The organism is Acinetobacter sp. 1294243 (assembly GCF_000588015.1).
Taxonomy (GTDB): Bacteria; Pseudomonadota; Gammaproteobacteria; order Pseudomonadales; family Moraxellaceae; genus Acinetobacter; species Acinetobacter pittii.
In genome coordinates this window covers 232436-247070 of sequence record NZ_JFXG01000002.1, presented here as the reverse complement: position 1 = coordinate 247070, position 14635 = coordinate 232436, and the positions used below count along the sequence as shown (strand labels likewise).

Genomic DNA, 14635 nt, shown 5'->3' with positions numbered 1-14635 from the left:
GACTTAGGAATTTTCACAGGCATAAATATATTTAAACTTACGAGAAAGTTTAATTTAAGGGTATATAAGAAGAGAGGGAATTAAGCTAATTTAGCTTTAATTTTTGCTGAAACTTGAGCAGGATCGGCACGCCCGGCTATGATCGGACGTAGAGAATTCATCACCTTACCCATATCTTTCATGCTAGTTGCTTCTTGAGCAGCAATCGTTTGCTCAATGATAGAATCAAGCTCTTCCTCAGTCATAGCTTCTGGTAGAAACTGAGAGATAATCTCAGCTTCGGCTTGTTCTTTACTAGCTAAATCATTACGACCAGCACCTTCAAAGGCTTTGATCGATTCTTTACGTTGTTTAATTTGCTTTTCAATGACCGCAAGAACCTGAGCGTCGTCAAGCTCTTTGCGCTCATCGACTTCGATTTGCTTAATTGCCGCTTGTAGACTACGCAAAACCGTCACTGTTGCCATATCTTTGGCACGCATAGAAGTTTTTAATGCATCAGTAATTTGGTTTTTTAAAGTAGTCATAATTCAGCAGTCAATCACAAATTAATTAGTAAAGGCGAGTAGTACGTACAGATTCGGGAGCCAATTTCTTTTGGTAGCGTTTAACTGCTGCAGCTTTTTTGCGCTTACGTTCTTGAGTTGGTTTTTCATAGAATTCGCGTTTACGAACGTCAGCTAAAACACCAGCTTTTTCGCATGAACGTTTGAAACGACGGATAGCTACGTCAACTGGTTCGCCTTCTTTCAACTTAACTTGTGGCATGTAAAATCCTCTAGATTATGGATAAGATCAGGCACACCATTGCGCCCGATCACAAGTGAAGGTCAGTATTTTACTCATTTACAACTCATATCACAAGTCTATAATAGCGATTGCAATATTTTGACTCATATAAAAGGCAGTTTTGATGATTGTTTTAGGCTTGGAAACTTCTTGTGATGAAACAGGGTTGGCACTTTATGATAGCGAACTCGGCTTACGGGGACAGGTTCTTTATAGCCAGATTAAACTTCATGCCGAATATGGTGGAGTAGTACCTGAACTTGCTTCTCGTGACCATGTTCGTAAATTAATTCCTTTAATGAATCAATTGCTTGAACAAAGTGGTGTAACAAAACAAGAGATTGATGCGGTTGCCTATACGCGTGGTCCTGGCTTAATGGGAGCATTAATGACAGGTGCACTGTTTGGCAGAACTTTAGCTTTTTCTTTAAATAAGCCTGCAATTGGTGTTCACCATATGGAAGGTCATATGTTGGCCCCATTACTTTCAAGTCAACCACCTGAATTTCCGTTTGTAGCATTGTTAGTTTCAGGTGGGCATACACAATTGATGGCAGCCCACGCTATTGGTCAATATGAACTATTGGGTGAGTCTATTGATGATGCTGCGGGCGAAGCTTTTGATAAAGTTGCCAAAATGATGAGCTTGCCATATCCAGGTGGGCCAAATATCGCAAAACTTGCATTATCTGGTGATCCATTAGCATTTGAGTTTCCAAGACCTATGCTTCATCAAGGCTTGGATTTTTCTTTTAGTGGTTTAAAAACAGCTGTTTCTGTTCAATTGAAAAAATTGAATGGCGAAAATCGTGACGCTGATATTGCTGCTTCATTCCAAGAAGCAATTGTAGATACCTTGGTAAAAAAATCAGTAAAAGCTTTAAAGCAAACTGGACTTAAACGTTTAGTGATTGCAGGTGGAGTTAGCGCAAATTTAAGACTACGCGAGCAATTAGAAACCTCTTTAGCGAAAATTAAAGCGCAAGTTTATTATGCAGAGCCTGCTTTATGTACTGATAATGGGGCAATGATTGCTTTTGCTGGTTATCAACGTTTAAAAGCAGGTCAGCATGATGGGTTGGCGGTAACGACCACACCAAGATGGCCAATGACTGAACTTACTATTCCTGAGTAAGATTACTCCTCTTCAAAGGCTTTTTGGTTTTCAATATCAATGTATTCGATATAACCACGGCCTTGAACTTCATTGCCAAAATAATGACCTGTAAATATATAGCTACTCGCATAACCTCGCCCATGACCATAGCGGAATGGGCAGTCAATTTCTGCCTGAATGTTTAAGATGATTTGCTTTGCCTCATTTCTAGCGATCCAAGAAAAATATTTTGGAAGTCGCATTTTTTGCCTACTAGGTGAAACAAAGTCATCAACTTGATGCGAAATAATATCAAAGCTTACATCTGTATAAATTTCAGCTGGCTGGTCCAGATGTCTAATATGTAGGGTATATGCAGCTGTTTGTCCTGCAATATCGGCTTTGGTAAGAAGAAGCTGAGTGGTTTCATTTAAATTGATGATTTGATAAGTGAAAAAATCAAGTGGCAGTTTATATGCATCAGGAATAAGTTTATTTGTGATGGAGTGAGGACCAACTGCTCGAGCATATTCGTAAGTACAAAGTCCTTGGGTTTCAATGCGTTCTGCTTGATAGTTTAGAAAACCTTTAAACTTTGCCAATAAGCTAAAATGATCATAGATTGGTGTTTTTATAAACCATGAAACATGTGAACTGATATCGATATCAAAGTCGAAATCAAACCCATCGTAATCTCCATTAATATGGATGTGCGGAAATTTGCCTTGAATTGAAATTTCCTGACCTAGTTCTATTAAGGTCCCATCTTTATTAATTTTTGTATCTTCGGGAATGACATAGGCTTTCAATAAGGCTTGTTCCAGAGCAGCTGTGCTTGAAAAGAATGTAGCTGTTTTTCTAGGATTTCCAGTGATGATATCATCATGGTCAAAAGCAAGTGCACCTGGTGTACCAATTAAAATCATAATATTTAAGTAACGATGCGGCTCTGGTAAAAGCGGGAAAAAGATACCGTAATGTGTCCAACTATAATATTTTTCGTCAACTCGTGGATGGATGGTATGAGTTTGAGTAAAAGGAAGAGTTGAATATTTTTTTGCTTGGTCTAAAACGCCTTGTGCAAGTAATAAACTTTTACCAAGCGCTTTACTGGCTGTAGAAATTTTTGGCAATTGTTTTTTCATATATAAACCTAAAGAAGGGCTATCTTTGTTTTAGGTTATGAAAAACAACTGCCAAAGCTAAGCGGTTTATAGGCCAAAGCTAAGGCTTTGCGGGACATTTTATTTAATTGTTAGACAAATCTTTTAAGGCGTTTAAACCAATCCAATGCTTAGAAAACTGATAAGCCGCTCGACCAGAGCGCTGCCCACGCATTTGACACCAACGTAGACTTTCTGCACGAACTTCATCATTGAAAGGCATGTTTGCTTTATCAAGATAATGCTCAACGATTTCTAAATATAGGTTTTGATCCATTGGATAAAAAGATAGCCATAGACCAAACCGATCCGACAAAGAGATCTTTTCCTCAATCGCTTCTTGTGGATGTAGTTCAGTATATTGGGGAACATCGACCTTAGTTACAGGTGTATTTTCATGCATGAATTCTGGTAACAGGTGGCGACGGTTACTGGTTGCATAAATAATAAAATTACTTGAACCTGACTGTAATGAACCATCTAATACACTTTTTAGACTACGGTAATTTTCATCTTCCGCGTTAAAAGCCAAGTCATCACAATAGACGATATATTTTTCAGGGCGATTTTGAATGAGTTTTTGAATTTTGGGTAAGTCTGATAAATCATCACGTTCAATTTCAATTAAACGTAATCCTTGAGGGGCATACTCAGTTAATAAAGCACGAACAATAGATGATTTTCCTGTACCACGTGAGCCTGTTAACAGCACATCATTCGCTGGTAGGCCATTTAAAAATTGCAAAGTATTTTGAATAATTTTTTCTTTTTGACGCTCAATGCCTTTTAAGTCATCAAGATAAATATTTTTTGGCGTATAGATGGCATTAAGTTGCTGATTTTCCCATCTAAAAGCAGGTGCAGTAAAATCTGTTTCTTGTCGAGGCTCAGGCAAGACTTGCTGTAACTGATTTAATACAAGTGATAATGTTTGAACTAAATTGTCCGGTAAATCAATGGTAGCCATGGTAAGTCAATCATGTTAAACAGTGTTTGATAGGATACTAACACCGAAATTAACAGGCTGACAAAAAACTTATTACCTATCCACTTTATCGGTTTTGCAATTGATTGAAATGTTCAGACCGAGCATAGTGTTGTGATGTCTATTCAGTAAAATCATCTGTGAAGATGAGGACGAAATATGTTTGAAAAAATACGAAGTGATATGAATCCACATCAGGCTTACCGTATCAAAAAATTACAACGTCAATTAGACATGGCTGAATCTTATGAAGAATGGAAGTCTTTTGCATTAAAATTAGATGAAGAAACGGGTGTGCAAGAGTGGAAATTTGATAATAGTTCACCTTACTTCGATGCCGAACTGATTTCTTATCGATACACTTTGCTCAAAAGATATCGTCAGCAACATCGGACATTAGACCTCATCTATTTACTTAAAGAGGGTCTAACTTACGATATTGCAAATATTGGTCATCCAATGCTTTTTGCCGCAACACATGTCGGTACAAAAAAGTTAATTGAAGACTATATCGAAGAAGTTAGCCAAAGCTTGGCTTACATCGCTTCAAGTGAATGCATTACGTTTCAAAGAAAAGAAAAAATTGAGTTTTTTGAAAACTGTGAAAAGGCATATGGACAACCTGCACTTATGTTTTCGGGTGGGGCGACTTTAGGCCTTTTTCATACAGGTGTGTGTAAAGCTTTAATTGAACAAGACTTAATGCCTAAAGTGCTCTCTGGCTCAAGTGCAGGGGCAATTATGACAGGTATGCTTGGAACCTCTGCCAGTGAAGATATTCAAAACTTATTAAATGGTGAGCAATTCTTTAGTGACGCTTTTCATTTTAGGAAATTCCGTGAACTCATTAAAGGGAATGGTGGAATTGCCGATGTTCAGTATTTAAAAAAATTCCTCATTGAGAATTTAGGCGATCTTACGTTTGAAGAGGCTTTTAAAAAATCAGGTTTAAACATTAATGTGGCTGTAGCGCCGTATGATGCAACAGAAAACCCAAGAATTATGAACGCCATTATGACACCGAATGTTTTGGTGTGGAGTGCTGTATTGGCTTCATGTGCTGTGCCAATTTTATTCCCACCAGTACGCTTAACCAGTAAACGTTATGACGGTGAACATACACCTTATATGGCAAATACAAAGTGGGTAGATGGAAGTGTAAGAAGCGATTTCCCGCAAGAAAGAATGGCGCGGCTTTATAATTTAAACTACACCATTGCGAGTCAGGTTAACCCACATATTGTTCCATTTATGCAAAATGATGCGGATCGCTTCCGTAAAGACGTTTTAAGCTGGCCTGAAAGAATTCTAAGACGCCAAGGTAAAGTGCTATCAATGGGCATTATGGACTTTACGCGTCAACGACTTGGTTCTATATCCCCAGTTAGAAGATTGTTGGATCATGGCTATGGCGTAATGGGACAGCGTTATTATGGTGATGTAAATATCATTGCTAAATATAGCCTAAGTCACTATACCTATACTTTGCAAAACCCGCGTCCGCATCTGTTTAAGCGTTTGCAAAGAGAAGGGGAACGTGCAACTTGGCCAAAAATTTCTTCAATTGAGACCCATGCTCGTATTGGTAAGACAATTCAGCATTGTTTAGAAGTTTTGCGCTTTGAAGAAAAGAAACAACAGCCTGAGTCTTATTATGCTGAAGCATGATTTTGCTTCGCATATAGAAAACTTAACATGTGTAACAAAGCCAACAAGTGCAGCGTTAGGACGGTGTTTATGGACATGTACCATAGATACCAAGAATTACTGGTTAAAATATCATTTGCCTGAAACCCATGCTCAAAATGAGCAAGATTTCATGCATGAGCAACTATTTTATAAAGAAATTCACCTTAAAAAACCTGCATGGCTTTTACCTTATAAATTGATTGAGGTCAGTTTAATTCCTCAGCTAGGCCATTCTTTGGGTAAGGTTTTAATTTTACCTGATAGTGATGTGTGGTTGGGTTCATTGACTCATGAAAGTGGTTTAACTGATGTATATCGTAAGATTTGGTTAGCAATAAATAAGCTTGCAGAGCTTCATGAACTTGGCTGGATTCATGGAGACGTTAAGGCAGAACATTTTAGAAATTTTCAGCAAAAGCCTTATTTAATTGATTTTGAGAAAACGAGATCTATCTCAAGTTGCAATACAGTCATGGATGCAACACCTCGTTATATGGCTCCTGAGCTATTTCGAGGAGGGTATAAGAGCATACAAAGCGATTTATATGCTTTTGGCATCGTTTTATATGAATGGTTGACTCAAACTCGCTTAGAAGCAAGTAGTTATCGTGATTGGGCAGTCTTACACTGTCAAAATTTAACCATTCAATTACCCACCCAGTTTTTGATTTTTTTACCCTTACTTGTAGGTTTATTACAAAAACAGCAGCAAAATCGGTTTTCAAATGCTGATGAAGCAATAAATTGCTTAAAACAGATTCAAATTGATAAAAATCATTGATCTAGTATCTGTATACAATTTACACGGTTAGTTTTTTTTAGAAAAAAAACACTTGTCACTGTCAGATCTTATCGCTAATATACACAGCCATCGGGGGCGTGGCGAAATTGGTAGACGCACTGGATTTAGGTTCCAGCGCCGCAAGGTGTAAGAGTTCGAGTCTCTTCGCCCCCACCACTTTAAGTTAATAACTTAAAGTTTGATGTAGATGTTAGGTCATCTAGATCTTGGAAGAGGATTGGTGTAATGGTAGCATGACGGTCTCCAAAACCGTTCGTCAAGGTTCGAGTCCTTGATCCTCTGCCACATTTATTTTGAATAAATGTCCCAGATGGGGGCGTGGCGAAATTGGTAGACGCACTGGATTTAGGTTCCAGCGCCGCAAGGTGTAAGAGTTCGAGTCTCTTCGCCCCCACCACTTTAAGTTAATAACTTAAAGTTTGATGTAGATGTTAGGTCATCTAGATCTTGGAAGAGGATTGGTGTAATGGTAGCATGACGGTCTCCAAAACCGTTCGTCAAGGTTCGAGTCCTTGATCCTCTGCCACATTTATTTTGAATAAATGTCCCAGATGGGGGCGTGGCGAAATTGGTAGACGCACTGGATTTAGGTTCCAGCGCCGCAAGGTGTAAGAGTTCGAGTCTCTTCGCCCCCACCATAAAAGAGCAAGATTATGATCTTGCTTTTTTTGTGATTAAATCTTGAGTGTTTAATCATGAATATAGAGGATTGGTGTAATGGTAGCATGACGGTCTCCAAAACCGTTCGTCAAGGTTCGAGTCCTTGATCCTCTGCCATCAAATAAAATAAGGCTCCTGTTTAGGAGTTTTTTATTATCTAAAGTTTTTAATTTAAATTATTTCAATTTAAAAAATAACTCTTTTTATTTTGAATCAAGCTATTTTCTAAGCAATCTTTTTTAATTTGTGTTTTCAAGAATATTTACCAAAATAAGTTATTATTTAAGCAGGGAATATATTGAATTTGCTGATATTTTTACCTAACTTATTGTTTTGTATTTATTTACTATAATTTATTGAAATTATTTATATAAAAGCCTTGAATACAAATTTATTTCCTGTATTATTCAGTTAACTAGAAAAAAGACTTGTTAGTAAATCTTCTTTTAAGTATCGTAGTTTTAGTCATAATCCTTCGTTTTTTAAGATATTAAGCTCAATTTGTTATTCTTTTTTCAAAGTTATGATAGGGTCATTATTTAATGATTCTAAAATATTAGAAATCAGTAGGATATATCATGTCTAATACAGTAAGTGGTACAGTAAAGTGGTTTAACGAAACTAAAGGTTTTGGTTTCATTCAACAAGACAACGGTCCAGATGTGTTCGCTCACTTCAAAGAAATCGCAGGTTCTGGTTTCAAAACTTTGCATGAAGGTCAACGCGTAACATTTACCGTTACTCAAGGGCAAAAAGGCCCAAATGCTGTAAATATTATTCCACAATAATATAACAGCAAGTAAAAAAAGCACTTTTTAGTGCTTTTTTTTATTTTAGCTTTTAAAGAAATTTATTCTTCTTTTAGAGCATTAAAAGCCCTCAATAGAAGGGCTTTTTATTTTCTTGTGAATATAAATCATTAGTTATTAAGCTCTTATAGTTAATAATCGAACATATTTTTAATATAAACTTTAGAATATGTGTGAAATATAAATTATTAGTAATAGAGATATGGTAGATTAAAAAATCTTTAAATAAAGAAATTTTATATTTCACGGAATTGCTAATGAACGTTCGTCTGTGTTATGCCAGTCAACGGAACGAAAAAAATGAAGACTTGTTGCAAGATTTACGTGATATTTTGACAGAAGCACGAGATTTCAATGATTTGAATCAGATCTGTGGGGTGCTCTATTATGCCGATAATGCTTTCTTTCAATGTTTGGAAGGTGAACGAGAGGTGGTTGAACGATTATTTGAAAAAATTACAAATGATGAAAGACACCACAATGTTAAATGGTTGTGTACATATTCCATTGAACAAAACTCGTTTCAACGATGGTCAATGAAATATGTACAACGTAATACAAATATCGAATCTTTCTTTCTAAAAATGGGAGAAAGTACTTTTAATCCTATTCGTCTTGATGAGCAAAACTTAAAAGCTTTCATCAATGAATTAGTTATTGCCGAACAAACTAAAATTAACACAGTTAAGAAAGTGGGTATGGTGAATCGTGGGGTGAAACCGTTTTAGCTATTTGGCTATCACGCCAATATGGATGGTCTTGAGTTTAGGTAATATTTTAGTCATGACTAAATATACAATAACTGAACTTGCGAGCATCCATATCACTTCTAAGCTTTGACTAATGACAAACATAGCCCAATAAAAAAAGCTAAATAGGGCGAGACAGAGTCTACTACCTTTAAAATACCAAGTAATAAATATTCCAAACAGTGCAGAAGAGAGAAGGAGATTAATCGTATCGTTCATTCCTATGTAATTAAAGAAAATAATCAGTAAGCATAAAGCTAACATTGATAGTAAATATACAAATATATTTTTTGCAATAAACATTTTCTATACCCTATCTGATGATTAAAAAGTATCTTTCCTCTGTTTCCAGAGGAAAGATAGTACATATTAATTTTTGAGATTCTTTTTCTATTATTAAGAGTTTTTATATTAATAAAGATGACTTTATCATTTTCTCCAGATCTCTTTATTAATATTCAGCTTTCTATTTAATAGTAAAGAGTGCTTATATGTACTGAAATTAATTATAAGAAAAAAAATCATTTGAGTTGTAAGCTTTGGCTTACATAATTGTGAGAGATTGCCTACATTTGTATAAATAATGATCAAATTTTACAAAATTAAATTTACAAAAAAATTTATTTAACAATAACTTAAGTAAATATATTGTTTAGATGAGCTTTACATAAATAACAAAAAGTAACATCAATTTTAAGAGATACTTTTCTTAAAATTTATAAATATTAATAAGAGAAAATTAATTTATTTAAAAAATTTTAACATTTGATAAAATATTGTTTTATTAAATTGTATTTCTAATAAATAAAATTTATGTGTTGAAGGATTTTTAATGTGATTAATAGTGAGGAAATTATATTTATATTTTTGTGTCATCTAGTAATGAGCTGCTTTTGAATTATGAGAAAAAACTACTGCAATATAAATAAAACTAGAATATCAGACTTATAAAATTTAAATTTTGGCCAGCATAGAACTGACTACACTGGCTTTACTGCTTTTGAATTAATTATTCTGAACGAGTAGCTAACCAAGTACTTACTTCTGGCCAGACCGTAGTGGGTGCTTGACTACCAGAAACTACGCCCATATGACCACCTGGTACCACCTTGAATGTTTTGTCTTGGCTACTAATTAAATCCATGAGTGGTTTAACAGCATCAGCTGTGACAATAATATCTGTGTTGCCACCAATAGCTAACACAGAGCATTTAATATCTTTTAGATAGGCGGTAAGTTCACCAAATTTAACTACACCTTTAGACAGTTCATTATCAATCCAGAAACGGAGAATAATATCGCGCATGACACCGCCCGGATAGGCCAGCATATTATCGATAAATGAACTTGAGGTTGCATGATCGACAATAAACTCTCGGTTATCTAGATTTTTAAAAAGTTCCCAATATGTTTTCAAATTTCCAATCGGATCCGTTAATTTAAAGCCAAGCGTGTTTTGCCAGCCATGAATATGAAATGCTTCACTTGGTACATGATGGCGAATACGAAATGGCGTATGTTTGCGAACCCATTCTGCGGGTTTGGTAAGACTACCGTATAGTTTCCCCATATAACCTGCTTTGTGTGTGTCGATAGGGGAAGCGAGAATAATTAGATTTTTAATATCTTTATCTTTAAACAATGCGGTATAGCAGAGCGAAAGCGCGCCGCCCAAACTCCAACCATGTAAAGAAAGCTGTTGCTGACCGCTGTGTAGGCGAACTTGCTTTAACATCTCTGGCATGAAAACTTTAATATAAGTACCGAAGTTATATTTTGCTTGGTGCCGAGTCGGGATGCCCCAGTCAATTAAATAGACATCAAAACCTTGCGCTAAAAAATAGCGTACAAAGCTACGCGTAGGGAACAAATCGTAAATGAGCATGTTCACTGCTAATGGAGGAACAATAACTAAAGGTACACGGTGTTTATGTGTAGATAAGCTAGTCTCATTTTTATAATGGCGTAAGGTAATGATTTCATGCTTATGAATCACATCAAATGGGGTTTTTCCTGATAAGGCAATTTGAGGGCCTCTGAAAAAGAGATCTGATGCATTGATCAGCATGTGAGGTATTTTTTGACCAGCACGTGTCTGAAGAGATTTTTTAATAGATTGTAGCTGTGGAACGTTCTGACGAACTTTAAGCAATAAACTCATTGAATATAAAACCTATAAAGATGTTGCCCAGAACAGTAAAGAGCTGGTCTTTGAAGGATATTAAAGTGAATGATGCAGAAGTTCAGTGACCCAAAAGACAGGATTTTTCTTTAAATGTATCAAGTTAGAGCTTAGCTTAGCGCAATATACTGTTGCTTAAAAAAAGAGTAATAAGATTGAGGCAACCAGATGTCTTGATTTCATCACTCGAGCATTAAAACTTTTAAAAAAATTAATTCTCAAAGCAAGATAGAAATTTAGGAGAGGGTACATCATGATTTTTTACTAAATACTTAAAACAATATTTTGATTTATATAGTTATTTTTAAATAAAGATGGTTTTTGTAAAGTTTGTTTGTGTTTTTTTTAAATAATAAAAAATAAAATATAATTATTTTACAATCCATTAGGAATGTAATCAGAAAGTAGCATATATGGAATTTGTTTTTAATGGTTTTTATACACTAATTTCGGCGGTTATCGTCTTATTGTTGGGCCGCTTTCTTGTTAATCGAATTGATTTTTTAAAACGTTATAATATCCCTGAACCTGTAGCTGGTGGTTTGGTTGCTGCTGTAGTTTCTTTACTTGTCCACACTTTGTGGGGGTATAGCATTGTTTTTAGTAGCGAATTACAAACCAGCTTTATGCTCGTGTTCTTTGCTTCAATTGGTTTAAGTGCCAATTTTATGAAGCTTAAAGAAGGTGGTACTGCTTTAGTCATCTTCTTAATTTGTGTTGCATCATTCATTGTTGTGCAAAATGCTGTTGGTATGAGCCTTGCGACATTATTGGGTCTTGACCCACTTATTGGTTTGATTGCAGGTTCAATTACCTTAACAGGTGGTCATGGTACAGCTGGCGCATGGGGTGAAATTTTAGAAACCCAGCATGGTATTCAGGGTGCTTTAGCATTAGGTATGGCGAGTGCGACCTTTGGCTTGATTATTGGTGGTGTGATTGGTGGGCCGTTAGCGAAATTACTCATTAATCGTTACAGTCTTGCTCAACCAAAAACCAATGCTGAAATCCAAAATCGCGACACACATCTTGAACAAAATTCAGATGACCTTGCTCCGTTTGAAAACCCGCATCAAGTCCGTTTAATTACTGCCGATAATGCAATTACTACACTGGGTATGTTTGCAGCATGTTTAGCGTTTGCTGAATTTATGACTGGCTTTAGTAAGGGAACGTGGTTTGAGTTACCAACTTTCGTTTGGGCACTCGGTGGCGGTGTAATCTTAAGAAATATTTTAGAAAGCGTGTTGAAAATTGATATTTTCGACCGCGCGATTGATGTATTTGGTAACGCGTCTTTGTCGCTTTATTTAGCAATGGCATTGCTTTCATTAAAGCTTTGGCAACTTGCCGACTTAGCTGGTCCGCTTGTAGTTATTTTAGGTGCGCAAACCATTACGATGGCTTTATATGCGGCATTTGTGACGTTCCGCGTCATGGGCAAAAACTACGATGCAGCAGTATTAGCAGCAGGTCATTGTGGTTTCGGTATGGGTGCAACACCAACAGCCGTGGCAAATATGCAAGCCATTACTAATATGTATGGTCCATCGCATAAGGCTTTCTTGATTGTTCCGCTTTGTGGCGCATTCTTTGTCGACTTAATTAATGCGACAGTCATTCAGCTCATGCTGAAATTTATTGCCTAATATAAAAAAAGCCCGTTAGGGCTTTTTTTATGGGTGTTTGTCCATGAGTATTTGATTTCTATTTATAGGCTCAATTTTTATTTTCGGATGACTTAAATCATTTAATTTTTAGGATGCTTTTTCTCAAAACTAATAATCGCCCTTAAACCTCGTTTCACATAGAATAAATTGCAGATAAATAAAATGAGAAATGTATGAGCTCAGAAGCACATTCAATTAGCTTGGTTGCCCCTGTGGTTTTATTGGCGGCTGCTGTCATTGCAGTTCCTATTTTTAAACGTATTGGTTTAGGTTCAGTACTTGGTTATTTAATTGCGGGTCTAATTATTGGCCCATTCGGTTTTGCTTTTTTTCAAGATTCCACCGCAATTTTGCATATTGCCGAGTTGGGAATTGTGATGTACCTCTTTGTGATTGGTTTGGAAATGCAACCCTCACATTTGTGGAGTCTTAGGCGCGAAATTTTTGGCCTTGGTACGCTACAGATTATTATTTGCGCGCTGGCTTTGACTGGCGTTGGGCTGTTATTTGGCTTTACATGGCAAGTTGCTTTTATTGGTGCGGCAGGGTTCGTCTTAACCTCGACTGCGATTGTGATGCAGTTATTGGGTGATCGGGGGGATTTGACTCAACCCCGAGGACAAAAGATTGTAGCCATCTTACTATTTGAAGATTTACTCATTGTGCCATTGCTGGCTATTGTTGCTTTTATGGCACCGAATCATGTGGTCGAAAGCACATCGGTACGATTAGAAAATATAGGAATTGGTTTACTCGCAATTGCAGGGCTTATTGCGGCAGGGTATTGGTTACTTAACCCATTATTTAGACTATTGGCCGCTGCTAAAGCCCGAGAAGTCATGACTGCGGCGGCTTTATTGGTGGTGTTGGGTGCAGCGTTACTGATGCAAGTCAGCGGTTTGACTATGGCGATGGGTGCTTTTTTGGCGGGGGTACTTTTATCTGAATCGACCTTTAGACATCAAATTGAAGCGGATATTGAACCATTCCGAGGAATATTACTGGGCCTGTTTTTCCTTGGGGTCGGTATGTCATTGGACTTATCGGTAGTTGCTCAAAACTGGCAACTTATTGTGAGTGGTGTAATTGCCCTAATGCTTGTCAAAGCGCTCATGATTTATATGGTCGCCCGAGTAACGAAAAGCTCTCATACTGAAGCGTTAGACCGCGCTTTACTTATGGCTCAAGGTGGAGAGTTTGCCTTTGTACTTTTCTCGGCTGCGCTAAGTGCACAAGTTATTGATAGTATCGTTAAATCTAACTTAACCGCCATTGTTGTGCTTTCAATGGTGTTGACCCCAATAGTCGGTATTATTTTCAAACGTTTTACTCAAGCAAAAACGAAGGTTTCATTAGAAAACATCGACATTGCTGACGGGCTAAGCGGTAGTGTTTTAATGATTGGTTTTGGGCGCTTTGGACAGGTTACTAGTCAATTATTATTAGCAAGAGGTGTCGATGTCACCATTATTGATAATAATACCGACATGATTAGAAACGCCGAAAAGTTTGGTTTTAAAATTTATTATGGCGATGGTTGCCGTCTAGATATTCTGCATGCGTCTGGCGCCGCAACAGCACAAGCGATTGTGGTGTGTGTAGATAGCAAGGAAACGACCAATAGAATTGTAGAACTCGTGACCCATGAATTTCCTTTGGCAAAATTATTAGTCCGTTCATATGACCGTGAGCATTCACTGCATTTAGTTAAACAAAAAGTGGACTTTATGATTCGTGAAACGTTTGAATCTGCAGTTAAGTTTGGCGGTGTGATTTTGCAAGAACTGGGTGTAGATGAAGACGAAGTAGAAAGAATTACCGAGGAAATTCGAGATCTCGATAATGAGCGTTTTGAAACTGAAATCGCTGCAGATGACGTCAATGCGGGAGCAGGTATGCAATATACACATACTCATCATCCAAGACCAACTGCGCCATTGATTCGACCAAAACAAGAAGGGCGGATTTTAAATAAAGAAGATACTTCAGAGAATGAGGGTGTGGATTAGTCATAAAGCTCAGTAAGAGTTTTTTAGAAAAG

Annotated in this window: 13 protein-coding genes and 6 tRNA genes; 13 read left to right on the top strand and 6 right to left on the bottom strand. The window is 36.8% G+C overall.

All coding sequences use genetic code 11. The features are described 5' to 3' along the window. Window positions 1–80: 80 nt before the first annotated feature. A complete protein-coding gene (locus J655_RS08840; protein ID WP_002115302.1) occupies window positions 81–527 on the bottom strand; it encodes a GatB/YqeY domain-containing protein in 447 nt (148 codons plus the stop codon). A gap of 25 nt (window positions 528–552) precedes the next feature. Beyond that, window positions 553–768: a 30S ribosomal protein S21 gene (gene rpsU, locus J655_RS08835; protein ID WP_031950045.1), complete on the bottom strand. Its 216-nt coding sequence runs from the start codon at window positions 766–768 to the stop codon at window positions 553–555. 145 nt (window positions 769–913) lie between these two features. Here rpsU and tsaD point away from each other — a divergent pair, with 145 nt between their 5' ends. Beyond that, the gene (tsaD, locus tag J655_RS08830; protein ID WP_005068344.1) at window positions 914–1924 is read left to right on the top strand and encodes a tRNA (adenosine(37)-N6)-threonylcarbamoyltransferase complex transferase subunit TsaD; all 1011 of its coding nucleotides are present in this window, start codon (window positions 914–916) and stop codon (window positions 1922–1924) included. A gap of 2 nt (window positions 1925–1926) precedes the next feature. Here the strand turns inward: tsaD and J655_RS08825 are convergent, their stop codons facing one another. After that, a complete protein-coding gene (locus tag J655_RS08825; protein WP_032005333.1) occupies window positions 1927–3030 on the bottom strand; it encodes a DUF6670 family protein in 1104 nt (367 codons plus the stop codon). A gap of 103 nt (window positions 3031–3133) precedes the next feature. Beyond that, on the bottom strand, window positions 3134–4015 hold the full coding sequence (locus J655_RS08820; protein WP_032052273.1) for an ATP-binding protein: 882 nt from the start codon (window positions 4013–4015) through the stop codon (window positions 3134–3136). Window positions 4016–4192: 177 nt separating this feature from the next. Between J655_RS08820 and J655_RS08815 the strand changes: the two genes are divergently transcribed. The 10 genes from J655_RS08815 to J655_RS08770 all read left to right on the top strand — a co-directional run bounded on the left by J655_RS08815 (window position 4193) and on the right by J655_RS08770 (window position 8721). Beyond that, on the top strand, window positions 4193–5701 hold the full coding sequence (locus J655_RS08815; RefSeq protein ID WP_005073515.1) for a DUF3336 domain-containing protein: 1509 nt from the start codon (window positions 4193–4195) through the stop codon (window positions 5699–5701). Next, window positions 5688–6503, top strand: coding sequence for a protein kinase domain-containing protein (locus tag J655_RS08810; protein WP_005803618.1), 816 nt, complete (start codon window positions 5688–5690; stop codon window positions 6501–6503). The genes J655_RS08815 and J655_RS08810 overlap by 14 nt, the downstream gene beginning before the upstream one ends. 92 nt (window positions 6504–6595) lie before the next feature. Then, a tRNA-Leu gene (locus J655_RS08805) sits at window positions 6596–6680 on the top strand. Window positions 6681–6735: 55 nt separating this feature from the next. Further along, window positions 6736–6809, top strand: a tRNA-Trp gene (locus J655_RS08800). A 27-nt stretch (window positions 6810–6836) separates the two neighbouring features. Continuing rightward, window positions 6837–6921: transfer RNA gene (locus J655_RS08795), tRNA-Leu, on the top strand. A 55-nt stretch (window positions 6922–6976) separates the two neighbouring features. Beyond that, a tRNA-Trp gene (locus J655_RS08790) sits at window positions 6977–7050 on the top strand. Between the two features lie 27 nt (window positions 7051–7077). Further along, window positions 7078–7162: transfer RNA gene (locus J655_RS08785), tRNA-Leu, on the top strand. Between the two features lie 65 nt (window positions 7163–7227). Further along, window positions 7228–7301: transfer RNA gene (locus J655_RS08780), tRNA-Trp, on the top strand. A 461-nt stretch (window positions 7302–7762) separates the two neighbouring features. Further along, the gene (locus J655_RS08775; RefSeq protein ID WP_002115279.1) at window positions 7763–7972 is read left to right on the top strand and encodes a cold-shock protein; all 210 of its coding nucleotides are present in this window, start codon (window positions 7763–7765) and stop codon (window positions 7970–7972) included. A 278-nt stretch (window positions 7973–8250) separates the two neighbouring features. After that, a complete protein-coding gene (locus J655_RS08770; RefSeq protein ID WP_005073517.1) occupies window positions 8251–8721 on the top strand; it encodes an AnBLUF65 family BLUF photoreceptors in 471 nt (156 codons plus the stop codon). On the opposite strand, the gene J655_RS25125 is transcribed toward J655_RS08770, so the two are convergent. Further along, window positions 8722–9045, bottom strand: a complete 324-nt coding sequence (locus J655_RS25125; RefSeq protein WP_032052272.1) for a hypothetical protein — start codon at window positions 9043–9045, stop codon at window positions 8722–8724. It lies immediately after the preceding gene. A gap of 706 nt (window positions 9046–9751) precedes the next feature. Beyond that, complete coding sequence (locus J655_RS08765; RefSeq protein WP_032005341.1) at window positions 9752–10903, bottom strand: alpha/beta fold hydrolase; 1152 nt, start codon at window positions 10901–10903, stop codon at window positions 9752–9754. Between the two features lie 434 nt (window positions 10904–11337). Here J655_RS08765 and gltS point away from each other — a divergent pair, with 434 nt between their 5' ends. Both gltS and J655_RS08755 read left to right on the top strand, forming a co-directional pair. Then, window positions 11338–12573, top strand: coding sequence for a sodium/glutamate symporter (gene gltS, locus J655_RS08760; RefSeq protein WP_002115276.1), 1236 nt, complete (start codon window positions 11338–11340; stop codon window positions 12571–12573). 194 nt (window positions 12574–12767) lie between these two features. Next, window positions 12768–14603: a monovalent cation:proton antiporter-2 (CPA2) family protein gene (locus J655_RS08755; protein ID WP_032005343.1), complete on the top strand. Its 1836-nt coding sequence runs from the start codon at window positions 12768–12770 to the stop codon at window positions 14601–14603. The last annotated feature ends 32 nt before the right edge of the window (window positions 14604–14635 follow it).